Source organism: Sphingomonas sp. S1-29, from assembly GCF_026167545.1.
Classification (GTDB): domain Bacteria; phylum Pseudomonadota; class Alphaproteobacteria; order Sphingomonadales; family Sphingomonadaceae; genus Sphingomonas.
Map to the genome: position 1 here is coordinate 815785 of NZ_CP110678.1, position 24363 is coordinate 840147.

Annotated in this window: 23 protein-coding genes and 1 other RNA gene; 6 read left to right on the top strand and 18 right to left on the bottom strand. The window is 66.6% G+C overall.

Annotated features, from left to right (window positions below):
- Positions 1-19 precede the first annotated feature (19 nt).
- Positions 20-727, bottom strand: coding sequence for a Crp/Fnr family transcriptional regulator (locus OKW76_RS03825; protein ID WP_265551297.1), 708 nt, complete (start codon positions 725-727; stop codon positions 20-22).
- Between the two features lie 195 nt (positions 728-922).
- Between OKW76_RS03825 and OKW76_RS03830 the strand changes: the two genes are divergently transcribed.
- A complete protein-coding gene (locus OKW76_RS03830; RefSeq protein ID WP_265551299.1) occupies positions 923-1210 on the top strand; it encodes a hypothetical protein in 288 nt (95 codons plus the stop codon).
- A gap of 48 nt (positions 1211-1258) precedes the next feature.
- Positions 1259-3055 carry a putative bifunctional diguanylate cyclase/phosphodiesterase gene (locus OKW76_RS03835; RefSeq protein ID WP_265551300.1) on the top strand — a complete coding sequence of 599 codons (1797 nt, stop codon included), beginning with the start codon at positions 1259-1261 and terminating at the stop codon, positions 3053-3055.
- 27 nt (positions 3056-3082) lie between these two features.
- Here the strand turns inward: OKW76_RS03835 and OKW76_RS03840 are convergent, their stop codons facing one another.
- The 4 genes from OKW76_RS03840 to OKW76_RS03855 all read right to left on the bottom strand — a co-directional run bounded on the left by OKW76_RS03840 (position 3083) and on the right by OKW76_RS03855 (position 7643).
- On the bottom strand, positions 3083-5155 hold the full coding sequence (locus tag OKW76_RS03840) for a putative bifunctional diguanylate cyclase/phosphodiesterase (protein ID WP_265551302.1): 2073 nt from the start codon (positions 5153-5155) through the stop codon (positions 3083-3085).
- Positions 5156-5237: 82 nt separating this feature from the next.
- Complete coding sequence (locus tag OKW76_RS03845; RefSeq protein ID WP_265551304.1) at positions 5238-6197, bottom strand: response regulator; 960 nt, start codon at positions 6195-6197, stop codon at positions 5238-5240.
- A gap of 134 nt (positions 6198-6331) precedes the next feature.
- On the bottom strand, positions 6332-7321 hold the full coding sequence (locus tag OKW76_RS03850) for a sensor histidine kinase (RefSeq protein WP_265551306.1): 990 nt from the start codon (positions 7319-7321) through the stop codon (positions 6332-6334).
- Between the two features lie 43 nt (positions 7322-7364).
- Complete coding sequence (locus tag OKW76_RS03855) at positions 7365-7643, bottom strand: hypothetical protein (RefSeq protein WP_265551308.1); 279 nt, start codon at positions 7641-7643, stop codon at positions 7365-7367.
- 168 nt (positions 7644-7811) lie between these two features.
- Between OKW76_RS03855 and OKW76_RS03860 the strand changes: the two genes are divergently transcribed.
- A complete protein-coding gene (locus tag OKW76_RS03860) occupies positions 7812-8534 on the top strand; it encodes a Crp/Fnr family transcriptional regulator (RefSeq protein WP_265551309.1) in 723 nt (240 codons plus the stop codon).
- A 30-nt stretch (positions 8535-8564) separates the two neighbouring features.
- Here the strand turns inward: OKW76_RS03860 and OKW76_RS03865 are convergent, their stop codons facing one another.
- The 9 genes from OKW76_RS03865 to OKW76_RS03905 form a co-directional block, all read right to left on the bottom strand.
- Positions 8565-10064, bottom strand: coding sequence for a hypothetical protein (locus OKW76_RS03865; protein WP_265551311.1), 1500 nt, complete (start codon positions 10062-10064; stop codon positions 8565-8567).
- Positions 10065-10089: 25 nt separating this feature from the next.
- Positions 10090-11310 carry a Gfo/Idh/MocA family protein gene (locus OKW76_RS03870; RefSeq protein ID WP_265551312.1) on the bottom strand — a complete coding sequence of 407 codons (1221 nt, stop codon included), beginning with the start codon at positions 11308-11310 and terminating at the stop codon, positions 10090-10092.
- Positions 11311-11436: 126 nt separating this feature from the next.
- Positions 11437-12699 carry an MgtC/SapB family protein gene (locus OKW76_RS03875; protein ID WP_265551315.1) on the bottom strand — a complete coding sequence of 421 codons (1263 nt, stop codon included), beginning with the start codon at positions 12697-12699 and terminating at the stop codon, positions 11437-11439.
- A 188-nt stretch (positions 12700-12887) separates the two neighbouring features.
- A complete protein-coding gene (locus tag OKW76_RS03880) occupies positions 12888-13136 on the bottom strand; it encodes a hypothetical protein (RefSeq protein ID WP_265551317.1) in 249 nt (82 codons plus the stop codon).
- 245 nt (positions 13137-13381) lie between these two features.
- Positions 13382-13479, bottom strand: an RNA gene (gene ffs, locus OKW76_RS03885) — signal recognition particle sRNA small type.
- Positions 13480-13542: 63 nt separating this feature from the next.
- Positions 13543-14400, bottom strand: a complete 858-nt coding sequence (gene bla / locus OKW76_RS03890; RefSeq protein WP_265551319.1) for a class A beta-lactamase — start codon at positions 14398-14400, stop codon at positions 13543-13545.
- Between the two features lies 1 nt (position 14401).
- On the bottom strand, positions 14402-14737 hold the full coding sequence (locus OKW76_RS03895; protein WP_256507094.1) for a 2Fe-2S iron-sulfur cluster-binding protein: 336 nt from the start codon (positions 14735-14737) through the stop codon (positions 14402-14404).
- Positions 14734-15951, bottom strand: coding sequence for a cysteine desulfurase family protein (locus OKW76_RS03900; RefSeq protein WP_265551321.1), 1218 nt, complete (start codon positions 15949-15951; stop codon positions 14734-14736). The genes OKW76_RS03895 and OKW76_RS03900 overlap by 4 nt, the downstream gene beginning before the upstream one ends.
- A complete protein-coding gene (locus OKW76_RS03905; protein WP_265551323.1) occupies positions 15948-17054 on the bottom strand; it encodes a cysteine desulfurase family protein in 1107 nt (368 codons plus the stop codon). Before OKW76_RS03905 ends, OKW76_RS03900 begins: the two co-directional genes overlap by 4 nt.
- Positions 17055-17167: 113 nt before the next feature.
- On the opposite strand from OKW76_RS03905, the gene OKW76_RS03910 reads away from it, so the two are divergent.
- On the top strand, positions 17168-17824 hold the full coding sequence (locus OKW76_RS03910; protein ID WP_256507091.1) for an alpha/beta hydrolase: 657 nt from the start codon (positions 17168-17170) through the stop codon (positions 17822-17824).
- 24 nt (positions 17825-17848) lie between these two features.
- On the opposite strand, the gene OKW76_RS03915 is transcribed toward OKW76_RS03910, so the two are convergent.
- Entirely contained in the window at positions 17849-18019 is a 171-nt protein-coding gene (locus tag OKW76_RS03915; protein ID WP_265551326.1) for a hypothetical protein, read from the bottom strand.
- A gap of 191 nt (positions 18020-18210) precedes the next feature.
- The gene (locus OKW76_RS03920; protein ID WP_265551328.1) at positions 18211-19173 is read right to left on the bottom strand and encodes a threonine ammonia-lyase; all 963 of its coding nucleotides are present in this window, start codon (positions 19171-19173) and stop codon (positions 18211-18213) included.
- A gap of 150 nt (positions 19174-19323) precedes the next feature.
- Between OKW76_RS03920 and OKW76_RS03925 the strand changes: the two genes are divergently transcribed.
- Positions 19324-20556 carry a type III PLP-dependent enzyme gene (locus tag OKW76_RS03925; protein ID WP_265551330.1) on the top strand — a complete coding sequence of 411 codons (1233 nt, stop codon included), beginning with the start codon at positions 19324-19326 and terminating at the stop codon, positions 20554-20556.
- 213 nt (positions 20557-20769) lie between these two features.
- On the opposite strand, the gene OKW76_RS03930 is transcribed toward OKW76_RS03925, so the two are convergent.
- Together OKW76_RS03930 and OKW76_RS03935 are read right to left on the bottom strand one after the other, a co-directional pair.
- Entirely contained in the window at positions 20770-21948 is a 1179-nt protein-coding gene (locus tag OKW76_RS03930; protein WP_265551332.1) for a carboxynorspermidine decarboxylase, read from the bottom strand.
- A 109-nt stretch (positions 21949-22057) separates the two neighbouring features.
- On the bottom strand, positions 22058-23263 hold the full coding sequence (locus OKW76_RS03935; RefSeq protein ID WP_265551334.1) for a saccharopine dehydrogenase family protein: 1206 nt from the start codon (positions 23261-23263) through the stop codon (positions 22058-22060).
- 108 nt (positions 23264-23371) lie between these two features.
- Between OKW76_RS03935 and OKW76_RS03940 the strand changes: the two genes are divergently transcribed.
- A complete protein-coding gene (locus OKW76_RS03940; protein ID WP_265551336.1) occupies positions 23372-24346 on the top strand; it encodes an alpha/beta hydrolase in 975 nt (324 codons plus the stop codon).
- The last annotated feature ends 17 nt before the right edge of the window (positions 24347-24363 follow it).

Below are 24363 nucleotides of genomic sequence, written 5' to 3' on the forward strand. Positions count from 1 at the left end.
CTTCGCCGCGACGCGGTACCTAGCGGCGCTCGGCTCCGGTACATAGCCGGCGATGGAGGTAGTTTTCGTCGAAGCCCGCGATCTGGATCAGTTTGATCGGGTCGATGATGTCGAGGCTGCCGCGGCGCAGCGCCATCGCACCCGCGATGCGCAGCTCCTTGAGCACGCGATTGATATGGACCGACGTCATGCCCAGCGCATCGGCGAGCACCAGCTGCGATAGCGGCAGCGCCACCTCGCCATCGTTGACCAGCCCGATGCTGTAGGCGCGCAGATACAGCTCGCACATCAGATGCGCGACGCGTTCGATGCTGCTGCGCCGCCCCATGCTGACGATCCATGCGCGCATCACGCTCTCGTCGATCAATTGCGCGGTGTACATCGCGCGCGCGATCGCCGGGTGATCGGCCATCAGCGCCTGCATCGTCTCCTTCGAGATCGTCGCGACCGTCGCGGTGGTGATCGCCTGGATGCTGTGGTCCATTTCGGGCAGCAGATTGACGTGCAAGTCGCAGGAATCGCCCGGCATCATGAACGCCATGATCTGTCGCGCGCCCGAGGGCAGGATCTTGTAGCGGCATGCCCAGCCGTCGAGGATCACGAACACCGGCCCCGGCTCGTCGCCTTCGCGGATCAAATCCTGCCGTGCAACAAAGGTACGAGTGCGCGCGGTCGCAGCTTCCAATGCGGCGACGTCGTCAGCGCCTAAAACGCTGAGTTCACGCATCTTTTGTACGAACCTATTGCCCATCGATCAGCACTACACGCTTTTAGCATTTTAGGACATTGATCCGTGTTATAGTCCATTGTTAAGCTAAGTTGTGGCGTGGTGTCGGGGCGGGGCATATCAACGCTGCAAATATGCGCCAGGGCAATCGAACAACGGGCGCGTTCGATGCCCGTGTTTGTAAAAGGTCGATGCATGCCTGAAAACGACAATACCCCGATCGTTTCGATTACCCCGCCCGCGACGCCCGATGCCCATGGCCAGGCTGCGCTGATATTGGTCGAAAGCCTGATCCACGGCTTGATCGAACAAACCGTCCTCACCACCAGCGACAGCGTTGCGATCGTCGATCGAGCGGTCGATGTGCAAACCGATATCGCCGAAGCATCGAACGATGCGTGCGAGATGTGGAAATCGCACGCGCTGCTGTCATCGATCGCGTCGTCGCTTGGACATGATCTCGAAGATGATGAGAAGCGCTGAGCGCCCGCGGATTTCGATGACGCTGGCAGGCTCCGCGCGGCTCGCGACATGCTGAAAGTGCAGGACATCATTCTGGGGATGATGGCTGCCGACGAGCCGCTGCATGCCATCCTGTCGCGCCTGTGTCTCGAGGCAGAAAAGGCGTCGCCCGGCACGGCTTGCTCGATCCTGGCGATCGACCCGCTCGGATTGCTCCAACCCTTGGCCGCGCCCAGCCTGCCCCCCGGCTTGCTCGCGGCGCTCGACGGGCTGGCGATCGGGCCGGAGTCGGGGTCGTGCGGCTCGGCGGTGTATTGGCAGCAGGAAGTCGCCGCGACCGATATCGAGCATGACGCGCGATGGGCGAAGCACAAGCATCTGGTGCTGCCGCTGGGGCTTCGCGCCTGCTGGTCGACGCCGATCCTGGGCGCGTCGGGAGCCCCGGTCGGGGTGTTCGCCTTCTACTTCAAGGAACGCCGCGGCCCGAGCGCGGCCGAGCGCCGGATCGTCCGCCAGGTTTCGCAAATCTGCCAGATTGCGCTCGATCGGCACCGCCGTAGCGAAGAACAGCATCGGCGGACCCTGGTCGACGAACTGACCGGATTGCCCAACCGGCTGGCGTTCGAGGCGGCATTGGCGGCGTTGCCGAGCGACCCGCCGGGCAACTGGGCGATCCTGATGGTCGATGTCGACAATCTCAAGATCGTGAACGACACTTTCGGGCATCGCACCGGCGACCATTTGCTCAAGACCGTCGCCGAACGCGTTTCGCTCGCGATCGCGGCCGAACCGATCTTCCGGATCGGCGGCGACGAGTTCGTGATCCTGCTGCAATCGCCTGCATTGCTGCGCGATATCGAGCACACCGCCGAATCGATCCTGTCGTCGATATCGCAGCCCACCGAATGCGGCGGCGACACCGTCGTTCCGCGCGCAACGATCGGCGGCGCGGCACCGTCGATCGATAATCCATCGGCCGAACGCGTCCGCCAGAACGCGGCCTTCGCGCTCTATCACGCCAAGGAAACCGGGCGCGGCGGCTTTGTCCGCTACTGGCCGGGGCTGGGCAGCCAGATGACCCGGCGCCTGGGCCACCTCAAGGACGTCGATGCAGCGCTGCGCGAGGGGCGGATCGATGCCTTTTACCAGCCGATCTTCCTGCTGGGGACGCGCGAGGTGGTCGGGCTCGAAGCGCTGTGCCGGATGCGGATCGGCAACGAAATCGTGTCCGCCGCCAGCTTCCAGGAGGCGACGAAGGACGCCCATATGGCAGCGGCGCTGACCGCGCGGATGCTCGATATCGTCGCCAGCGATGTGCGATCGTGGATCGACCTTGGCATCCCGTTCCAGCATGTCGGCATCAACGTGTCGTCGGCCGATATGCACAGCGGCGGCCTCGCGAAGCTGATCACGACCGCCTTCGGCCGCCACCGCGTACCGCTCAGCCACATCGTGCTCGAGGTAACCGAGACCGTCTACATGAACGATGACGACGACTTCGTGCAGAAGTCGATCGAGGTGTTGCGCGCCGAGGGGCTCAAGGTTGCGCTAGACGATTTCGGGACCGGCTATGCCTCGCTCACGCATCTGCTGAGCGTGCCGGTCGATATCATCAAGATCGACAAGAGCTTCATCGATCGGCTGGCGGTGAACGATGCCAGCGCGATCATCATCGAGGGGCTGATCGGCATCGCCAAGGGGCTAGGAATCCGCGTGGTAGCCGAGGGGGTCGAAACCGAGGGTCAGGCCGAGCATCTCGCCGCGATCGGCTGTACCCTGGGCCAGGGCTATCTGCTGTCGCGCGCGGTCGATCGCCACGCGACCACGCGGCTATTGCTCGACCATGCACAGGCGCGCGCCGCCTGATCCTTTCATTGGCGGGCGTTCGCCAGCCTATCGCCGCGCATCGGCCAGCTGGTCGGCGGAAACCGGGCGGCCGAACAGATAGCCCTGCACATGCGTGCATCCCCAGGCGCACAGCCGGTCGAACTGCGCCTGGGTTTCGACGCATTCGGCAACCACCGGCACCCCCAGGCTCTTCCCCAGCCCGATCGCCGCGCGCACGATCAGCGCCGACGAACGATGGTCGAGCATCGCCGCGATGAAGCGACCGTCGATCTTCAGCCCGTCGAACTCGAACGCCTGCAAATTGCTGAGCGATGCATGGCCGGTGCCGAAATCATCCATCACCACCTTGGCGCCCCGATCCTGAAGCTGCTTGAGCGACGCCAGCACCGCGTCGCGCTGATGGCCGAGCAGCGTGACGTTTTCGGTCACCTCGAACTGCACCCGATCGAACGCGACACCGTACTGGGCGGCAAGCGCATATAGCGCGTCTACCAGGTCGCCCTGCCGGAACTGGACCGGTGAGAGGTTGAGCGAGAGCGAAAGGTCGGGTCGCCACCGCGCTGCCTCGGCAAATGCCTGGCTCGCCATCCAGCGGCCGATGCTGTCGATGCTGCCGGTTGATTCGGCGATCGGGATGAAGATGCTGGGCGTGACGTCGCCGAGTTCGGGGTGCCGCCAGCGAAGCAGCGCTTCGTAGCCGATGACCTCGAGCGTATCGCAGGTCGCGATCGGTTGGTAGCAGATGTGGAACTCACCTGCCTGCGCCGCACCCTGGAGGTCGCGCGAGAGACGGCGGCGCAACCTCGTTTCAGCCTCCATCCCTTCGTCAAAGAACCGCGCGGTGTTCCGGCCATCGGCCTTGGCGCGGTACAGCGCGACGTCAGCATGGTTGTAAAGCTCTTCAACGTCGGTCTCACCGCGCGAGATCGCGACTCCGATGCTCGTCCGCACCGCAAGAGTGCCGGTCTGGTCGTCGGTCGCCTTGAACAGCCGCGCCAGCAGCGCCTGCGCCGCCGCAGGCTGATCGGCTGCCACCTGAATGATGGCGAACTCGTCGCCGCCGATCCGCGCCACCAAATCGTCGGCACGCGCGCATTCGACCAAGAGTGTGCCAGCGCGCCGCAGCGCTTCGTCACCCCCGGCATGCCCCAGCCGATCGTTGATCGCCTTGAAATCGTCGAGATCGATCGCGAACACCGCAACGCTTTCGCAGGTGCGAGCCGTACGCCGCAATTCCTGGCGCAGCCGGCTTTCGAACACGATGCGGTTGGGCAGCCCGGTCAGCGCGTCGTGGTGCGCCAGGAAATCGATCTGACGCCTCGCCTTTTCCTGCTCGCCCACGTTGAGCCGATATTCGAGCAACCCGCGCGCCAGGTCGCCCACCTCGTCGCTGCGGTCTACGAAGGGGGGGCAGGCGGTCGCGATCCGGTCGAAGCCGGGGTGGCGAAGGCCCTTGGCGATCTCGACCATCGGCTTGATCACACTTCGCCGGATCCACAGCACCAGCGCGATAAGAATGAAGACCGCGACAATCGCGCCGACCACTAGCCGCAAGGTGCTCCGCCGGCTGCTGACGATGCTCATTTGCACCGCGACGTCGATTTCGCGGACCAGCACGTCGCGCGTCGCGGTGCGCCGCGCTTCGAGTTCGCGGAGCGTGCGAAGGAAGTCGGGCATCACCGTTTTCACTTCATCGGGGCGACCCTGCGCCACTGTCAGCAGCCTCGCTGCGACGGCAACGAAGTCGCGCGCTGATGCCTGGTCGACATCGATATGCTCGCGCACCAGACCGATCTCGGCGCTGTCGAGCAGCGCACGCGAGCGGATCGATTTGGCGCGGAAGCGTTGCAGTTGGGCGGTAAGCGCGCGCCAGCGCTCGTCAGACACCGCATCGCCGTCTTCGGCGCTACGCGTCGCTTCGCCGATCGCGAGCCGCAGCGCGCGTTGCGCGCGGTCGGTATCCTCCTGGTCCTTGAGCAGCCCGGTCAGCGCGCTGATCTGCCGGTCGGCCGCCTCGACCTGACGGACGACATCGATGCTGAGCCCCAGCAGCAATAGCAGGAACGCCAGCATCGCAGCCGCCGCGACGGTCACGCGGGCGGCGATCGAAAATCGCAAGGGTCGCGGGATCGTCATCGTCAGGGGGCGTTCATCGCAAAGGGTTGAAATTCGGGTTGGTCGTTCGCGTGCCCCCCCCGGTTCACCCAATCGACGGCCTGGCCTCTACCATTTCGGCGACAATGTCAGCCATGAATGTCAGGGTAGTCGTTATCGGCTGGCCGATATACCGCGGCTTGGTATCCAAAACGCACAATGCGCCGATCCGGGTACTATCGCGCAGCGTGATCGGATGGCCCACATAGGTGCGGAGATTGGGTTCGCCGACGACCAGCGGGCTTTGCTCGAAGCGCCGGTCGTCGGCGGCATCGGTTACGACCAGTGGCCCGTCCTGCGCGATCGTGTAGCTGCAGAACGCGTCCTCACGCCGCATTTGCGTTTCCTCCATGCCATAGGTCGACTTCAACCATTGGGTGTCGCGATCGATGAAGGTCAGCAGGCACACCGGAAAGCGTAGTATTTCACCCACATAGCGCGTGATGAGATCGAACTGCCGCTCGGCGGTCGCGTTAGAGAGCTGCTTGCGGCGAAGGATGGCGATCCGGGCAGCTTCATCGCGCGGGATCGGAAATGCCGGTATCGGTTCCGCTGGGGCTTCGCCCGGCGTCACGGGCCGGGCGATGCGAAGACCAGCAAGATGGGTAGCCTGGGCATGATCGCAAACCGCATGAACCTTTTCGAAGAACGCGTCGGGCGCGTCGGTCGCGTCGCGCAGCGCAAAGCAGGCCGATGCGCCCAGCGCCTGGAGCCGCGCCTGCATCAAGACGCTCTTGGCCAGCGAATCGGACACGACGATCTTGGGAACGCGGCTACCGCCGATCAGCTTGAGCAGCGCGGCGCCGTCGATATAGGGCATACAAAAGTCGATCATCACCAGATCGGGTGCGAGCCTGGCGATCAGATCACGCGCCATTTCCGCATCGCTCGCCAGCCCGACGACCTTGAAGCCCTCTGCCCTTTCGAACGCCGACCCGAGCACCGAACGAACCGTCCTTGAATCGTCGACAATAACGACACGCTTAACGCCGCGCGCAGAAGCCATACCACCCCCAAAACCAATACACCTGGCCCAAAGACTAGCTTATGTTATAAACATATGTTTGCAACGGTCGTGTTGCCAATGCGTTAAAATGAGGAGTCGGTGGGTTGGCGGTGACCTGACCCCGACGCAGGAGTCTAGATCGCCAGATGCGCGCGGCTGATCCGCAGCGTTACGATCAGGCCCTGCGACGACCAATCATAGTCGATCGTGCCGCCGAGTTGACGGTTGACGCTGCGCCGGATCAGCAGGCTGCCGAACCCATCGGGCGCGTCGGGTTCGACGACCGGGGGACCCCCACGCTCGACCCAGGTCAGAACGATATCGTCGCCGTCGGACTCGCTCGAGATATCGAGCGTGCCGGTGGGTTCGGACAACGCGCCATATTTCATCGAATTGGTCGCCAGCTCATGCACCACCAGCGCGACCCCCGTCGCCGCGGCCTCACCCACGCCGATCCGCTCGACGCCTACCCGAAACCGTCCCTTGAAGGCGCCGAGCTCGTCATAGGGCGCGAGCAATATCGATAGCAGGTCGCCGAGCAGCGCCGCCGCCCCCTGCCCCGATGGCAGCGGCCGGACCAGATCATGCGCGCGGCCAAGCGCCGACAGCCGCCCGGTGAGTTCGCGCGCCATGTCCTGCTTGCACGTCGCCGAGCGCGACGCGATCGCGGTCAGCCCCGAGGCGATCGTCAGCAGATTCTTGACGCGATGGCTCATCTCGCCCGCGAGCAGCTCATGGCCTTCCTCGGCCTGCTTGCGACCGGTGACGTCGACGAAGATGCCGAACATCGTGCGGCCGACCATCCCGACATCGGCGCCTTCGCCGCGCGCGGCGATCCAGCGGACCTCGTCATCGATCAGGATGCGAAAATCGGTCTCATAGGCGCCCAGGATCGCGCGGGTGGCGGCGAAGGCCGCGCGGACGCGATCGCGATCGGCGGGGTGGATGTTCGACGACAGCGTCTCGAAATCGACGGTAGCGCGCCATTCCAGCCCCCAGAGGTCGAACCCCCGCCGGTCCATGATCAATTCGTCGGTCTCGACATTCCACGCCCATAAGGCGACGCCCGCGGCATCGACCGCCAGCCGCAGATGTTCGGGTTGCCACGCAAATGGTTCAGGCATGCCGGTGATCGAAGATCGCCCCCGATCGGAGAGCTTTGAAAGGCTATTCGGCATCGGCGGCGAAGCTGACATAGATCGCGTTGAGCAGGTCGAGCGACTCGAGCATCCTCGCCTTCGATTCGCCGGCAAGCTGCGCCACTTCCATCTTCACTTCGCAGGTCGTCTGGATCACCTCGAGCGCGGTACCCAAGGTAAACACCCGCGCTTCGACGAGCGCGTGCAGCATGCTTTCGACCAGCAGCAGCGCAGCCTGGCCATGCGCGTCGGGTTCGAGCACGCGCGGCAACGGCGGAAGGAAGGCGTCGCGGTTGATATCGTCCATAACAGGGTCGATCGATTGTCAGGCGAGAGCGATACGCGTCTCCCGGCTGTCGGCGCCTGAGTCTGGTTGCCGACAATGTGCCGGTAATGGACCACTTTTGCGTAGGAAACATAACCGAGGTTAGTGTTAGCGTACCGCCATAAGATACCCCGCTCGTGGGAGCACCCAATGTCCAACGCTTTTACCGACCGGCTGCGCGGCCATGGCCCGCTGACCGATGACGACGTCCAACTGCTCACTTCGGCCTGCCACAGCATCCGCGGGCACCGCGCGGGCCATCACCTGATCCGCGAGGGCGACCGCCCCGATCCGGTATTCGTGATGCTCGAAGGCTGGGCCGCGCGGTACAAGATCCTGCCCGATGGCGGGCGCCAGATCATGGCCTTCATGCTGCCGGGCGATTTCTGCGACATCCACATCGCGGTGCTAGAGGCGATGGATCACAGCATCGTGACGCTGACCAAGGCCAAGGTCGCCTCGCTCCCACGCCAGCAGATGGAGGCGCTGGTCGAGGCGCGCCCCGCGATCACCCGCGCCTTCTGGTGGTCGCAGCTAGTCGATCAGGGGGTGCTTCGCGCGTGGATCGTCAGCATGGGACGGCGCAAGGCGCAGGAGCGCGTCGCGCACCTGATGTGCGAGCTGTACATCCGGATGCACAATATCGGCCTGGCGACCGACAATCAGTGCGAGATGCCGCTGACCCAGGTGGTGCTGGCCGACGCGGTCGGCCTCACCCCGGTCCACGTCAACCGCGTGCTGCAGGGCCTGCGCCAGGCCGAGGTGATGGACCTGCGATCGGGATCGCTGACGATCCTCGACCCGGCGAAACTCGCGCGGATCGCGGGGTTCGACGACAACTACCTCCATCGTCGCCTCAAACGCGCGGCGTGACGCAGGCCCCCCTGAAAAAGGGGGCGACGTTTACCTTTGCGGCACCCAACCGATCTTCGTGTTCGCCCAGCTGAGGAAGCTCTTCATATTGGGCTGATCGGTATGGCCGCCGTCATGCTGGCGCCAGGCAAGCTCGCCATCCAGCAAGCCACTATTCACCGGCGGCAACTGCACGCCGCGCCAGTCGTCGCCCAGGCCAAGGTCGCGCGCACCGAGCAGGCGCCAGACGCGCCCCGCGGCTACCGTCGCCATCAACGAGCCACGCTGGTCGAGCCATTTGGCGTCACCCGCTTCGGGCACGCCATAACTGACGAACGCCAGCCGTGGCGCGACCAGCGCGATCAGCTGGTGCGAATCGACCGGCAGGTCGCCGGGGTCGAGCGGGTCTTTCCCCGACGCCGCGTTGTATTTCAGGAAGTTGCCCGCCATCCAATAATGCTGGCCGGTCGCCAAATTCGCCACCGCCTCGCCGAAATTGCGCCGCAGCAGAGTCGCACCGCCCTTGCCCGACGATCCCACCAGCACCATCGCGAAGCGCTCATCGAACGCCGCGGCGAGCAGCGCTGCTTTGCCATAGCGCGACACCCCCTCGATCCCGATCCGGCGCGCATCGATCGTGGGATCGGCAGCCAGCCAGTCGAAGCCACGGCTCGCGCCCCATGCCCAGGCGCGGAGCGCACCCCAGTCATCGGGCGCGCGCGCCTTGCCCCGATTGGCCAGCCCGATGATCCCCTGCCGCAGCGCGTCGGCATTGTCGGGCTGCACACTGGTCGGGTCGAGCAAGGCATAGCCCCATCCCGCGGCGATCAGCTGCTCCTCGCGCGGCGGGTCGCCGGGGCCCGGCGGGGTGAAGCGGAAGGGCTGCTCGGCCTGGAACGCAAAGAACGGATGCCGCGCGAAGACCGTCGCCAGCGACGGGTCCTGCCGCAGCAACAGCGCCTTCATCGCCGCGTCGATCCGCGCGGCTTCGGCGCGATCGGGCTGGGTCGGCGCGGGCGGCACGTCGCGGCCGAACATGATCAGCAACGGCACCGGCTGCGTTGCCGCAGCGGGCGTGACGACGGTCATCCGGATATCGACCGCGGGTACCGCTCCGTCGGGGCTCGGAACATGACCGACCAGCTGCCGAACCCGAACCGGGCGGAAAAAGCCGATCGTCTGCGTCTCTTCGGCAACGACGCGCCATTCGACCGCGGGCAGCCCCTTTGGCACCCGCCCATAGATTTCGCGCGAGAACGCCGCGACGATCTCTGGCCGTCGCACCTTCCACCACGCATCGGCAGTCGCGATCCTGCGCCCGTTCTCGGCGATCAGGACGTCGGGCAGCGCGGGATACGGGTTGGCGCTGGCCTCGTCGTAATTGGCATGGTTGGGTGCCTGCTCGTCGCCGCTCGGCCCGGGGACGAGTGCCGTAATCCCCAATTGCCGCATCATCGCCGCGCGATCGGCATCGCCGCTGCCCGAATTTTGCGCGGTCAGGGCTGCGGCGGCCAGCAAGATGCCCGCCATCCGTATCGTCTTGCCAGCCATACGCCCCCTCACCTTCCCGGCCCGATCAGCCGCGCATCGTGCCATCGGGCGCCAGCTTCACCGTCCGCCCCGCTGCCGCCGATGCATAGATCGCCTCGATCAGCCGGGTATCGCGCAGGCCCATTTCGCCCGGGGTGATGATCGGCGTATTGTCACGGATCGCGTCGACGAAATGGTCGATCTGGCGCGCGAACTGTACGCTCGGGTCGCCCGGCGCGAACTCGCGATCCGCTTCGCCCTCGATCCGCATCTTCTGCCCCGAATAGCTCGTGGCGGGATCCATGATCAGCGCGCCGGTGGTGCCGCGGACGTGCGCAAAATTGGCGCCAGCCGAATCATAGGAGGTCACCAATTGCGCCACCGCCCCCGAGGGAAAGCGCCATTGCGACGAGACATGCGCGAAGATCTCGGCGAAGCGCGGATCGCCATTGGGGCGGAAGGTGCTGGCGCTGATGCTCTCGGGCATTTCCTTCGTCAGATAGAGCGCCGATTGCAGCCCGTAGAGGCCGTAATCCTCGAGCGGCCCCCCGCCCGCCAGCGCGCGGCTGGTCCGCCAATTTTCGCTCGGGCTGGTCGGCCCCATCCGATAGGATTGCTCGGTCCGCAGCAAGCGGACGTCGCCGACCGCCTTTTGCCGCATCAGCTTCATCGCCTCGACATTATACGGTTCGAAATGCGAGCGGTACGCGATCATCAGCTTGCGGTTCGCGCGTTTTCCGGCAGCGATCATCCGCGCGCAATCGGCGCTCGTCAGCGCCATCGGCTTCTCGCACAGCACATGCTTGCCCGCGGCGAAGGCGCGCGTCGCATAGTCGGCGTGCAGCCCGGTCGGCAGGACGATGTACACCGCGTCGATCCGGTCGTCGGCCGCGATCTTGGCATAGTCGGCGTAGGAATAGCGCGCATCCTGCGGCACCCCGTAGGCGTCGCCGACGCGGCGCAGCTTCTCGGGGTTGCCCGATACGATCGCGGCGATATGCGCGCGCTCGGCCTGCCCGAACCGCGGCATCATCTGGTTGAGCGCATAGCCGCCAAGCCCGACGATCGCGAAGCCGACGCTGTCGGCACGTTTGCGCTTTGGCGGGGTGGTTGGAAGCTTGACGCCGCCGGGCATCGGCTGGCCGGCCGCGCGTGCCGCGCCGCCCGTCTGCAGCAAGGCACCGGCAGGACTGGCGGTCAACGCCAGCGAGGCCACGCCGCCGCTTGCCCCGATGAACCCGCGCCGCGTAAACTTGTCTACGATCATCGCTTCCCTCCTATCGTGCCACCCAGCATTGGCGGCCGGACGATTTCGGTGTCGCATCTTTTGACGCGCTATACCAACCGATTGCCAGCAACTTGAACGAACCCGACGTCGCGTTTCAAGCCGCGATCAGGTCGATCCGAACCGCGCGAACCCGATGCCGAGCGAAAGCAGCAGGACGATCATGCTGGCAGCCAGCGCGATCGCCGCATCGCGGCCGTGCGATCGCGAATAGGCGATCGTGATCCCCAGTTTCACGGTCATGTTCGCCAGCACCGTTCCCCCCAGGGCCAGCGCGGCCAGTTCGGGGGAGATGGCGCCGGGTTGCAGGCCGCCGACCGTGACGATTGCGGCATCGACGTCGAGGCTGCCCATCACCAGCACCAGCGTCGCAATCCCTTGTTCGCCGAACCGCCCCTCGGCCCAGCGTGCGGCGACCGCGGCGAGCGCGACGAAGAGCAGGAAGCCGAGCGCGGGCGCGAGCGCGATCGGGTTTCCCGGCGGCGTCGCGTCATCGCCCGCCGATGCCTTGCGATACAGCCAGACCCCGGCGACCAGCGCGGCGAGCGAGGCGGGCAGCAGGACGATCGCGAACGGCACCAGCACCGAGGTCGCCAGCGCCGCCACCAGGATCAGCACCCGCAGGTACATCACCGCGCTGGCCAGCGCGATCCCCGCGCTTTCGGCGCCGCCGGGCGAATCCGAACCCAGCCGCTGCGCCAGCGACTGGGTCACCGCGGTCGAGCTATAGGCGCCGCCGATCAGCGCGGTGGCGATCGTCCCGTGGCGCGCGCCGAAGATGCGGTTCGCGACATAGCCGGCGAAGGAAAAGCCCGTCACCAGCACCACCACCAGCCACAATTTCTGCGGGTTCCAGGCATCATAGGGCCCGTAGTCGCCGCTGGGCAGGAAGGGCAGCACCGCCGCGGCGATCACCGCGAAGCGCGCCATAGCCTTGATGTCCTGGCCATCGAGCTTTTCGATCAGCGCATGGGCTTCGGTGCGGAGCGCCAGGACGAAGGTGGCGAGCGCGGCGCACGCGATGGCGAGCATCGGCTGGCCATGGCCCGCGACGAACCCCAGTGCCAAGGTCAGCAACGCGGCGATCGCGGTAGTCGCGTCGGGCTTCAGGCGCTTTGCAGGGTCCTTGGCATAGCCGATCGCCAGGATGATCGCGGGCGCGGCGATCAGCAACGCCGCCACCAAGGGCTGGTCGTCGGTGCCGAGCAGGCCGGCGAGACCGCCCAGCAGCCCGAGCAGGACGAAAGTGCGCACCCCGGCAACACGCGTTCCCTCGCGCGCATCGCGCAGGTTCCAACCGCGTTCGATCCCGATCAGCAACCCGATCGCGATCGCGGCACCGACTGCCAGATGCTGCGCGTTCCAGATCATCCGAGGCTCCCCTGACGATCGGGCATATCACATCCAAGGCAGATGCAATCGACAAGGATGGATCGAAGAGGGGCTCGCTGCCGTGGCGCGGCACCCGACCCGCTCGCGAGCGGGTAGCTTCTGGCTGCGCGCGGGCGCTGCCATTGCGGTAAGATGAAGCGGGGGGCGTTTCGCCCCCCGCTCAACGATTAGTTGCTGTCCGAATCGTCGTTGCTGTCGACCACGAGGTAGACACCGCCGGCGATGATTGCCGCTGCCAGCAGCGCCGGGAACAGGCTGACGCCCGCCTGACGGTTGGTCTTGGTTGCGGCAGTGCCGGTGCGCGCCTGCGCGACCGAAAGCTTGGCGGCAGGTGCGGCAGCCGAAGCGGCCGATGCTGCGACCGGTGTAGCGATAAGGGCAGTTGCGGCTAGGCCGGAAAGAAGGCGTGCGATCATATTAGGGTCTCCCTGTGGTGCGCGCGAGGATACGCTACGTCGTAACAGTAGCCGATTGACGCTTAAGTTCCTCCACGATCGACAAAATACGTGACGGAAGCAGGGTTTTTCACTCGATTGTTGCATTTTTGCAGCACTATCGTGACACGGCACACTAGTGTTGAAGAAACGTTAAAGACGCTATTGGAAAGATGGTCCTTGGCGGCTGCCTTGGACTGTCGGCGACTGCGCCAAACCCTGCACTTCGCGGTGGGAGCCGGGACGACCCGCGGCGAAATCGTTGCGGCTGCTTCCTTCCGGACCTGACCGGGTTGGCGACGACCACGTCCGCCCGACTCCCGTGTGGGCATATGGCGAAGGTTGCGCGGGGGTGCAAGCATTGGCAGTGCGCACCCCTGCGCCGCTATCAGGCGAACAGGTCGCCGATCAGCGATCCGACGCGCGCATGCGCTTCGTCGGCCCGGGCGGGGTCGAGGCCGGGGGCGTCGAGATAGCAGGCGATGAAGATCGGCTTGCGCCCCGGCGGGGTGGCGACCGCGATGTCGTTGAAATAGCCCTCGCCACTGGTGCCGGTCTTGTCGCCGACGCGCCAGGTGCCGGGCAGGCCCTTGCGCAGCCGCGCGCGACCGGTGGTGCTCGCCACCATCCAGCCGAGCAGCCTGTCGCGCGATGCCGCAGACAGCGTGCTGGCGGTGAAAATCTGTTCGAGCAACGCCGCCATTGCCTGCGGCGTGGTGGTGTCGCGAACATCACCGCCGCGCACCTGGTTGAGCGTCGGCTCGTCGCGGTCGAGCCGCGTGACGCTGTCGCGCTGTTCGCGGAAGAAGCGGGTGAGCCCGGTCGGACCGCCCAATTGCGGGAGCAGCAGGTTGGCCGCGGCGTTGTCGCTGACCGTTACCGCGGCTTCGCAGAGTTGCTCGATGCTCAGCCGGCCGGCGGCGAGATTGGCTTGCACCGTCGGCGAATGGCCGACCAGGTCGCCCTCGCCGAAACGGATCGTCTGCGCGAGGTCGAGCCTCCCTGCATCGGCGCGCGCGAGGATCGCGGCGGCGAGCGGCGCCTTGAAGGTCGAGCACATCGCAAAGCGGCTGTCGGCATCGAGCGAGAAGCGCCGCCCGGTGCCGCTGTCATGCACCGCGATCCCCAGCCGCCCGCCGGTTTCGGCGCGGATCGCCTCGAACGGGTTGGCGCGCGCCTGCGCGAAGGCGGGGCTGGCGGCGATCGCCGCGGCGGTGCCGATGAGCAGCGAGCGGCGGTCGATCATCTCAGCGCCCCCGCATGTCGCGGCGTTCGGGCGGGATCCGCACCGTCATGCCGTCGAGCGTCTCGTCGAGATGGATCTGGCACGCCAGCCGGCTGGTGCGGGTGGCGCTGGTGGCGAGATCGAGCATGTCTTCCTCCTCTTCGCTGGCGGGGGGCAGGCGATCGAAATCCTCGGCGGCGATGATGACGTGGCAGGTCGAGCAGGCCATCTGCCCCTCGCACGTTCCCTCGAGCGGCTGGCCGTCATTCTGCGCGACGTCGAGCAGGCGATCCCCTGCGGCGGCGCTGACTTCGCGGACGGCGTCGCCTTCGGCGGCGACGAAGCGGATGCGGATCATGCGGCGATCCGCTGCGCGCGGGCGGCGGCGTCGATCCGGGTAAGCGCGTCGATCAATTCGTCTTCCTTCGTATAGCGGCCGAAACCGATGCGGATCGATGCCCGCGCCTGCGCCTCGCTGAGACCGATCGCGCGCAGGACATGGCTCGACCGCCCCGATCCGCTGGCACAGGCCGACCCCGCCGAAAAGGCGATGTCGCGACATTCGCTCATCAGGCGCGCGACGTCGAGGCCGGCGCGGTGGAGGTTGAGATTGCCGGGGTAGCGCGGGGCGGTGGGGGCGTTCTGGGTCCAGCCTTCTCCCCTTCCTGAAAGGGAGGGGTCGGGGGTGGGTCGAGTGCTCGCGCTACAGTCGCCGTCCCGCTCCTGGCGGCCGTACCCCAGGCCTCGACCCACCCCCAGCCCCTCCCTTTCAGGGAGGGGAGTTAGGTCGAGCAATGCAGCAGCTACTTCCGCCAGCCGCTCGACATGCGCCGCATCTTCGGCCGCTCCCTCGGCCATCAGCCGCGCCGCGGTGCCGAACCCGGCGCACAATGCCGGCGACAAGGTGCCCGATCGCCCATCCTCCTGGTTGCCGCCGTGCATCAGCGGCGCCAGCTTCACCCCGTCGCGCAGCCACAGCGCGCCGATCCCCTTGGGGCCATATATCTTGTGCGCCGACAGCGCGATCAGGTCGCAGCCCGCCGGGACCGGCACGCGGCCATAGCCCTGCACCGCGTCGCATAGCATCAGCGCGCCGGCCTCGTGCGCCAGCGCCGCCAGCTGCGCGATCGGCTGGATCACGCCGATCTCGTTGTTCACCAGCATCGCCGCGACCAGCCCGGTGCCCGGCACGATCGCCGCGCGCGCCGCGTCGAGGTCGACCAGCCCATCGGTGCCGACCGGCAGCACCGTCACCGCCCTGCCGCGCGCCGCCTCTGCCTGCACGGTGTCGAGCACCGCGGCGTGTTCGGTCGCCAGCGTCACGATTGGGCCGGTCGTGCCCTTGATCGCCCAGTTGAGCGATTCGGTCGCGCCGCCGGTGAAGGCGACCCGGCCATCCTCGGGCAGCAGCCCGGCGATCCAGTCGCGCGCGACCTCGACCGCGGCCTTGGCCTTGCGCCCCGGCGCGTGCGGCGAATGCGGGTTGGCGTGCTGCGTCTGGAGCCAGGGCGCCATCGCCGCCAGCGCTTCGGGGGCGAGCGGGGTCGTCGCCTGATAATCGAGGTATATCATAGCCGCCGTTCGGGTGCGGGGGGCTGGACGCGAAGTTCGCCCGCGATCTCGCGCCAGGCAGCGACGAAGCGCGCAACGTCGTCGGCGCCGGTTTCGCGCCCGAAGCTCACGCGAATCACCTCGCTCGCGTCGGCAGCGGCGATTCCCATCTGCGCCAGCACATGGCTCGGCCGCATCGAACCCGACGAGCATGCAGCCCCCGCCGACACCGCGATCCCCGCAAGGTCGAAGCGGATGAGCTGGGTCGCCGCGGCGACTCCGGGCATCCGATAGGCGCCGATCAGGGGCGTCCGCCGCTCGGCGGTGCCCCCGATCGGATCGCCCCCCGCCTCGGCGATCAGCACGTCGAGATGATCGCGAAGGTCGGCCATGTAGATCAGGTCCTCGGGGGTATCGAGCGCCGCCTGGAACGCCACTGCACCTGGCATATTCTCGGTCCCGCCGCGATAGCCGCGCTCCTGTCCGCCGCTCGGATGCAACGTTGCCAGGTCGCGCACCAGCAGCGCGCCGATGCCGATCGGCCCGCCGCGCTTGTGCCCCGAGATCGCGATGAAATCGGCATGGTCCTGCGGCAGGTCGCCATCGTCCCAGCCGACGGGCATCTGCGCCGCGTCGGCGAGCAGCAGCCCGCCCGCGGCGTGGACGATCCGCGCGATGTCACCCAGCGGCTGGAGCACCCCGGTTTCATTATTGCCCCATTGCACCGCGACCAGCACACGGCCGGGGGTGCGCGCCAGCGCGGCTTCGAGTGCGGCGCGGTCGAGCGTGCCGTCGGCAAGCACCGGCAGCCGTTCGGCGTCGGGCACCGCGCGCAGCACCGCCTCGTGCTCGGTCGCCGACACCAGTACCGCGCCGACCTGCGCGCGGGTGCAGGCGATCGCGATCGCCTCCGACGCGCCGCTGGTGAAGATGCACTCGCCCGCCCAGCCATAGGCCGCGCTGATACGGCCGCGCGCGCGCTCGATCGCCGCGCGCGCCGCGCGCCCCTCGGCATGCGGCGACGACGGGTTCGCCCACCGGGCAAAGGCGTCGGCCAGCGCCTGCGCCGCGGCGGGCACCATCGGCGTGGTAGCGGCGTGATCGAGGTTCAGGCGGTCGCCCAAGGCGGCTTTCCTTCGATGGCGGCGGATAGATTGCGTGTTCGCAGCAGCCGCCTATATAGCCTGCACGTTTTTATGCGCCACCGCGCCCCTCCTTTTGCCGAACAGGTTTGCCGATGCCCGAAGTGATCTTTCCCGGCCCCGAAGGTCGTCTCGAAGGGCGATTCGCCCCCGGCCCGCGTCCGCGCGCACCCGTGGCGATGATCCTGCACCCGCATCCGCAATCGGGCGGCACGATGAACAACCGCATCGTACAGGAACTCTACAAGACCTTCCAGCGCCGCGGTTTCGCGACCTTGCGCTTCAATTTCCGCGGCGTCGGCAAGAGCCAGGGCACCTTCGACAACGGCGTCGGCGAGCTATCCGATGCAGCGAGCGCGCTCGACTGGGTACAAAGCTTCCACCCCGAAGCGCAGACGACCTGGATCGCCGGGGTGAGCTTCGGCGCGTGGATCGGCATGCAATTGCTGATGCGCCGGCCCGAGATTCGCGGCTTCATCTCGGTCGCCCCGCCCGCCAACATGTACGACTTCACCTTCCTGGCGCCCTGCCCGAGCTCGGGCATCATCATCCAGGGCGATGCCGACGAAGTCGTGACGCCGAGCGCGGTGCAGAAGCTGGTCGACAAGCTGCGCACGCAAAAGCACATCACGATCCACCACGACACCATCCCGGGTGCGAACCATTTCTTCGAGCATGAAATGCCGCAGCTGATGGGCAGCGTGGACAAATATCTCGACATGCGGCTGGCGCCCGATTCGCCGATCCGGTGAGCCGAGCGGTCGGCGGCGGGGTGGTCAGGTGGTCCAGATCAGCACGTTGCCGACCAGCACTACCGCGACGCCGATCATCAGCGCGCCCTTGAGCCGCTCGCCGCGGCGAATAAGCGCGATGCCGCCGAAGACGAGCGCGAAGGCACCGATCATCGCGATGGTGAGCAGCGTGGTGGCTAGGGTCGAGCTGGGCATGGCGGTGCCTTAGCGGCTTAGGTGAAACGGTGGGAGGATTTTCCCATCCCAATTCCTCCCCCGCCAGGGGGAGGGGGACCGCGTAAGCGGTGGAGGGGGTTGCCGCATAAGATGCCGCCCCTGTCCTCCCCCTCCACCATGCTTCGCATGGTCCCCCTCCTCCTTGCGGGGGAGGAATGACGACCCGCTCCCTACCCCGCCAGCACCGCCGCATAGTCCCCGGGATCGGTATTCCCGCCCGACAGCAGCACCAGCGTCCCCGCCTTCGCCGGCAGCTTGCCCGCCAGCAGCGCCGCCAGCGCCACCGCCCCGCCGGGCTCGAGCACCAGCCGCAGCCGCTGCGCCGCGAACCGCTGAGCAACCCGCACCTCTTCCTCACTCACCGCCACCCCGGTCGCGCCGCGGCGCGACAGCACGTCGAAGGTGCGCTCGGCCACCCGCATCGTCTGCAGCGCGTCGCAGGTGGTGGCGGGCGGGTTTGGCCCGACGGGTTCGATCCAGCCCGCCTCCAGGCTGCGCGTCATGTCGTCCCAGCCCTCGGGCTCGGCGATGACGATCTCGGCGTCGGGTAGCGCCAGCGCGGTTCCCGCCGCCAGCCCGCCGCCACCGCACGGCACGATCGCGCGCAGCGGATCGCCCAAGCCCGCCGCCTGCATCTGCGCCGCCGCCTCGACCGCGGCGCTGCCCTGCCCCTCGATCACCCAGGCATCGTCGAAGCTCGGCACCAGCACCGCGCCGCGCGCATGCGCCAGATGCGCCGCGATCTTGGTGCGATCCTCGGTCATGCGATCATAGCGCACCACTTCGGCACCCAGCGCCAGCGTCGACTCGAGCTTCACCTTGGGGGCGTCGGCGGGCATCACGATCACCGCGGGCATCCCCAGCCGCTTCGCCGCCCAGGCGACGCCCTGCGCATGATTGCCCGAGGAGAAGGCGACCACCCCCGCCGCGCGGTCGGCATCGGCGATCGCGGTCAGCCGGTGCCACGCGCCGCGCAGCTTGAACGCGCCGACGGGCTGCAGCGATTCGGCCTTGAAGCCGACCTCGACCCCGCCGATTTCGAGCACCAGCAACGGCGATGGCGGCAGGATCGCGGCGATCTTGGCAGCGGCATCGCGGACGCCGGCGCGGGTGGGTTGTCGTAAAAGCGTCACAAATCACCTCGGGCAACGAAAAAACCCCGCAGAATCACTTTACATCCGGGGGGTGCGACCATAGATGCACCCCTCGCTGCCCCATGGGACTTCCAACCGCAAGGCAGTGTTTCTGTACTTATGCCGAAAGGCAATTGGAGGTCCCTTGAATTGGCCAAGCACTATAGCGCGCTGGGGTTAGCTTCTTCCCCGTTCGCCAACGCCATCGGCGTTGCACACGACAATGCACCGGTACAGCCGGTGACGTTGGTTCGTCCCCACGCGGCTCGTCGCGCGGCTCGGTTCTTCGTCGAGAAGTTTCCGGGTACGTCGATGTATGCGGTCAAGGCGAACCCCTCTCCAGACCTGCTGCAAATCCTGTGGGATAGCGGCATCACGCATTACGACGTCGCGTCGATCGGCGAGGTCCGGCTCGTTGCCCGCACCCTGCCCGAGGCGACCTTGTGCTTCATGCACCCGGTCAAGGCCGAGGAGGCGATTGCCGAGGCGTATTTCACGCACGGCGTTCGCACCTTCTCGCTCGACACGATGGAAGAGCTCAACAAGATCGTGCGCGCCACCAAGGCCGCCGAGGATCTGACGCTGTGCGTTCGCATCCGCGTCTCGTCCGAACTGTCGAAGCTCAGCCTCGCGTCGAAATTCGGCGCAGGCCCCGGCGAGACCAAGGAATTGCTGTTCGCGGCGCGGCAGGCATCGGATGCGCTCGGCATCTGCTTCCATGTCGGCAGCCAGGCGATGGCGCCCGACGCCTATGCCCAGGCGATGGAGCGCGTGCGGCTGGCGATTGTCGAGGCGGCGGTGACGGTCGACGTGATCGACGTCGGCGGTGGTTTTCCTTCGTCCTATCCGGGCATGGAGCCACCCCCGCTCGAGCGCTATTTCGACGTCATCCACCGCGCGTTCGAAGCCTTGCCGATCTCCTATTCGGCCGAGCTTTGGGCCGAGCCGGGCCGGGCATTGTGCGCCGAATACAGCTCGCTGATCGTCCGCGTCGAACAGCGCCGCGGCGACGAGCTGTACATCAACGACGGTGCCTATGGCGCGTTGTTCGATGCGGCGCATGTCGGCTGGCGCTTCCCGGTCGAGCTGCTTCGCCAGCCCGAGAGCCGCACCAAGGACATGGCGTTCAGCTTCTATGGCCCGACATGCGACGACATGGACCATATGGCAGGGCCGTTCATGCTCCCCGCCGACGTGAAGGCGGGCGACTATATCGAGGTCGGGATGCTCGGCGCCTATGGCTGCGCGATGCGGACCGCGTTCAACGGCTTCGGTGTCGATGCCGTGGTCGAGGTGAGCGACATGCCCATGGCGACCCTGTACGACGATGTCGACGAGGATGCCGGCCGCAGCAACGTGGTGCGCTTGGGCGCACGCGGCTGAACACGGCGAGGGGTTGAAGAAAAAGGCGGCGGGAGCAAAAGCTTCCGCCGCCTTTTTTGTTCGGCTCCCCTCCCTTCTTCTTACCCCCCTCCCTGGAAGGGAGGGGCTGGGGGTGGGTAGGGTCCGGGGGTACGGCTTCCGCGCGCTTCGACGCCACCGTGACGCGAGCACTAGACCCACCCCCGACCCCTCCCTTTCAGGGAGGGGAGAACTTCACGACAACCGGTCGCGGAAGCTTTCCCAGCCGAATTCGCGCACCATCTCCAGGCTGTCGTCGCGGCTGTCCCACAGCGCGATCGCGGGCAGCGGCACGCCGTTGAACGTCGTCGTCTTCACCATCGAATAATGCGCCTGGTCGAGGAACGCGACGCGGGCGCCCGGCACCGGCATCGCATCGAAGCGATAGTCGCCGACGATGTCGCCCGCCAGGCACGACGGCCCGCCCAGCCGGACGGTGACGCCCTCCCCCGCGACGGGCTCACCGAGCAACGCCGGACGATAGGGCGCCTCGATCACGTCGGGCATGTGGCAGGTCGCCGAGATGTCGAGAATGCCGATCGGCATGCCGTTGTCGAACTGGTCGAGCAGCTCGCCCACCAGGATGCCGGCATCGAGCGCGATCGCCTCCCCGGGCTCCAGGATCACTTCCAGACCAGTGACTTGGCGCACCTCCTTGAGGAACGCTACCAGATCGTCGCGCTGGTAATCGGCGCGCGTGATGTGGTGCCCGCCGCCGAAATTTAGCCATTTGAGCTGGCCGAAATAGGGCGCGATCCGCGGCAGTAGCGCTTCCCAGGTGCGGCGAAGCGGCGGGAAATCCTGCTCGCACAGCGAATGAATATGGAGGCCGTCGACGCCCTCCAGATCGGCGGCGGTGAGTTGGTCGGCGGGATGACCCAGGCGCGAATGCGGCTGCGCCGGATCATATTTCGCGACCTCGCCCTCGGCATGCATCGGGTTGAGACGAAGCCCGACATCGAACACCGCCCCCGCCTCGCGCGCCGCGGCAAGTTCGGCAGCGAAGCGCTTATGCTGGCTGGGGGAATTGAAGATCACATGATCCGACAACCGGCAGACCTCGGCGATGTCGCCGGCCTTGTAGCCCGCACAGAAGGTCGCGATCTCGCCGCGATAATGCTCGGCCGCCAGCCGAGCCTCCCACAGCCCCGACGTCGCGGTGCCGTCGAGATAGCGACCGACCAGATCGCCCAGCGACCACATCGAGAAGGCCTTCATCGCCAGCAGCACCTTGATGCCGGCACGATCGCGGACCTGAGCGAGGATGGCGAGGTTGCGTTCGATCGCCGCCTTGTCGACGACGAAGCAGGGGCTCGGCACGCGCGTGAGATCGAAGCGCGCGAAGGCGCCGGGATCGCCGGCCTTGGTGGTCATTGCTTGCATAGCACGTCACCCCAGCGAAAGCTGGGGTCTCCCCGTAACGAAGCGCCGCGTCTGCGGCACGAGACCCCAGCTTTCGCTGGGGTGACGATCCTCCCGATCGTCAGAACCGCAGCGGCTCGGGCAGTTCCTTGACCTGCCAGGGCAGGCCATGCGCGTTGAGCATCTCCATGAAGGGATCGGGATCGAGCTGTTCGATGTTGAACACGCCCTCGCCCTTCCAGGTGCCATTGAGCATCAGCGCTGCGCCGATCATCGCGGGAACGCCGGTGGTGTAGCTCACCGCCTGATTGCCCGTCTCGGCATAGGCGTCCTCATGATCGCAGACGTTATAAACATAGACGGTCTTCTGCTTGCCGTCCTTTTCGCCGGTGGCGATGTCGCCGATATTGGTCTTGCCCTTGGTCGTCTCGCCCAGCGTCGAGGGTTCGGGCAGCACCGCCTTGAGGAACTGCAGCGGCACGATCTCGCGTCCTTCGAACATCACCGGCTCGATCGACGTCATGCCGACATTCTCGAGCACGCGCAGATGGGTCAAATACTGCTCGCCGAAGGTCATCCAGAAGCGGATGCGCTTGATCTCGGGCAGGTGCTTGGCGAGGCTTTCGAGCTCCTCGTGATACATCAGATACATGTTCTTCGCGCCGACCTGGTCGAAGATGAACACCTGACGCTCGCTCAGCGCCGGGGTTTCGACCCATTCGCCCTTTTCATAATGACGCGCGGGGGCGGTCACTTCGCGGATGTTGATCTCTGGATTGAAGTTGGTCGCGAAATGCTGGCCATGATCGCCGCCGTTGCAATCGAGAATGTCGAGCGTGTCGATCCGGTCGAGCAGATGCTTCTTGATATAGGTCGCGAACACGCTGGTGACGCCCGGATCGAAACCCGACCCCAGCAGCGCCATCAGCCCGGCTTCCTTGAAGCGCTCCTGATATGCCCATTGCCAGCTATATTCGAACTTGGCCTGGTCGCGCGGCTCGTAATTGGCGGTGTCGAGATAATGCGTGCCGGTCTTGAGGCACGCCTCCATCAGGTTGAGATCCTGATAGGGCAACGCCAGATTCACCAGCAGCGCGGGCTTGACCTGTTCGATCAGCCGCGCGGTCGCCTCGACATCGTCGGCATCGACTTCGGCGGTGGCGATCTCGACGCCATAGCGCTCCATCACCGATTTGGCGATCGCATCGCATTTGAAGCGGCGGCGGCTTGCCAGCGTGATCTTCCCGAACAAATCGGGGTTCTTCGCCATCTTGTGGACTGCAACCGACGATACGCCGCCCGCACCGATCACCAGAACGTCTTTCACAGATGAGCCTTTCGGATAGAAACCAGTTGCGCTGCCCATATGGGAGCGTGTCGAAGGATGCAAAGATTAGGCGCGCGGGGTGACGGCGCGGTGACAGGAGAGACAGCGATGATCGACCGGCGAACGATATTGGGCGCGAGCGCGGCGATGGCGGTGACCGGCGCCGCCGCGGGCGTCGCGCGCGCCGCGCCGGCGCAGCGCACGACGCTCCAATGGCCGACGCGCGAGCATTTCAAGCTCTGGCCGGGCCGGGCGCCGGGGGCGCCCGCGACGCTGCCGGTGCCCAAGCGCGACGGCCCCGACGATGGCCGCGAACTATGGATGCGCGGCGTCGCCGAGCCGACGGTGTCGGTCTATCGCCCCGCCAAGCCCAATGGCATCGGCGTGCTGTCGATCCCCGGCGGCGGCTATGGCTTCGTGTCGGTCGAGAATGAGGGCGCGGGCGTGGCGCGCGTGCTCAATCCGCTGGGCTATACGGTGTTCGTGCTCACCTATCGCCTACCCGGCGAAGGCTGGAGCCAGCGCGCCGACGTGCCGCTGCAGGACGCGCAGCGCGCGATGCGGCTGATCCGCGCGCGGGCGGGGTCGTTCGGGATCGATCCGGCGAAGCTCGGCATTCTGGGCTTTTCGGCCGGCGGGCATCTGGCGGCGTCGCTGACCGTCGGCCATGCCGACCCGGTCTATACCGCGCTCGACGCAGCCGATCGCGGCGATGCGCGCCCAGCATTTTCGGGGCTGGTCTATCCGGTGACCGCATTGACCTATGACGGCAAGCTCAACGGGTCGGGCCGCAACCTCGTGGGCGATTCGCCCGATCCGGCGATCCTGGCGCGCTACGACACCGTCGCACGAGTGACCACGCAGACGCCGCCGATCTTCCTGTTGCATGCCGCCGATGACGGGCTGGTGCCGCTGGAGATGGGACTGTCGATGCTGACCGCAGCGCGCGCCGCGAAGGTGCCGGTCGAGGGACATTTCTATGAAAAGGGCGGGCATGGCTTCGGCATGGCGACAGATCCGGCGCATCCCGCGCACGGCTGGGGCGCGCTGTTCGCGACCTGGCTGGCAAGGCATATGGGGTAAGCAATAGCCCTCTCCCG

What these genes read in the sequence shown, in the direction of transcription:
- OKW76_RS03825 (WP_265551297.1), bottom strand. Translation starts at nt 727, where the DNA reads ATGCGTGAACTCAGCGTTTTAGGCGCTGACGACGTCGCCGCATTGGAA.
- OKW76_RS03830 (WP_265551299.1), top strand. Translation starts at nt 923, where the DNA reads ATGCCTGAAAACGACAATACCCCGATCGTTTCGATTACCCCGCCCGCG.
- OKW76_RS03835 (WP_265551300.1), top strand. Translation starts at nt 1,259, where the DNA reads ATGCTGAAAGTGCAGGACATCATTCTGGGGATGATGGCTGCCGACGAG.
- OKW76_RS03845 (WP_265551304.1), bottom strand. Translation starts at nt 6,197, where the DNA reads ATGGCTTCTGCGCGCGGCGTTAAGCGTGTCGTTATTGTCGACGATTCA.
- OKW76_RS03850 (WP_265551306.1), bottom strand. Translation starts at nt 7,321, where the DNA reads ATGCCTGAACCATTTGCGTGGCAACCCGAACATCTGCGGCTGGCGGTC.
- OKW76_RS03855 (WP_265551308.1), bottom strand. Translation starts at nt 7,643, where the DNA reads ATGGACGATATCAACCGCGACGCCTTCCTTCCGCCGTTGCCGCGCGTG.
- OKW76_RS03860 (WP_265551309.1), top strand. Translation starts at nt 7,812, where the DNA reads ATGTCCAACGCTTTTACCGACCGGCTGCGCGGCCATGGCCCGCTGACC.
- OKW76_RS03865 (WP_265551311.1), bottom strand. Translation starts at nt 10,064, where the DNA reads ATGGCTGGCAAGACGATACGGATGGCGGGCATCTTGCTGGCCGCCGCA.
- OKW76_RS03870 (WP_265551312.1), bottom strand. Translation starts at nt 11,310, where the DNA reads ATGATCGTAGACAAGTTTACGCGGCGCGGGTTCATCGGGGCAAGCGGC.
- OKW76_RS03875 (WP_265551315.1), bottom strand. Translation starts at nt 12,699, where the DNA reads ATGATCTGGAACGCGCAGCATCTGGCAGTCGGTGCCGCGATCGCGATC.
- OKW76_RS03880 (WP_265551317.1), bottom strand. Translation starts at nt 13,136, where the DNA reads ATGATCGCACGCCTTCTTTCCGGCCTAGCCGCAACTGCCCTTATCGCT.
- bla (WP_265551319.1), bottom strand. Translation starts at nt 14,400, where the DNA reads ATGATCGACCGCCGCTCGCTGCTCATCGGCACCGCCGCGGCGATCGCC.
- OKW76_RS03895 (WP_256507094.1), bottom strand. Translation starts at nt 14,737, where the DNA reads ATGATCCGCATCCGCTTCGTCGCCGCCGAAGGCGACGCCGTCCGCGAA.
- OKW76_RS03900 (WP_265551321.1), bottom strand. Translation starts at nt 15,951, where the DNA reads ATGATATACCTCGATTATCAGGCGACGACCCCGCTCGCCCCCGAAGCG.
- OKW76_RS03910 (WP_256507091.1), top strand. Translation starts at nt 17,168, where the DNA reads ATGCCCGAAGTGATCTTTCCCGGCCCCGAAGGTCGTCTCGAAGGGCGA.
- OKW76_RS03915 (WP_265551326.1), bottom strand. Translation starts at nt 18,019, where the DNA reads ATGCCCAGCTCGACCCTAGCCACCACGCTGCTCACCATCGCGATGATC.
- OKW76_RS03930 (WP_265551332.1), bottom strand. Translation starts at nt 21,948, where the DNA reads ATGACCACCAAGGCCGGCGATCCCGGCGCCTTCGCGCGCTTCGATCTC.
- OKW76_RS03940 (WP_265551336.1), top strand. Translation starts at nt 23,372, where the DNA reads ATGATCGACCGGCGAACGATATTGGGCGCGAGCGCGGCGATGGCGGTG.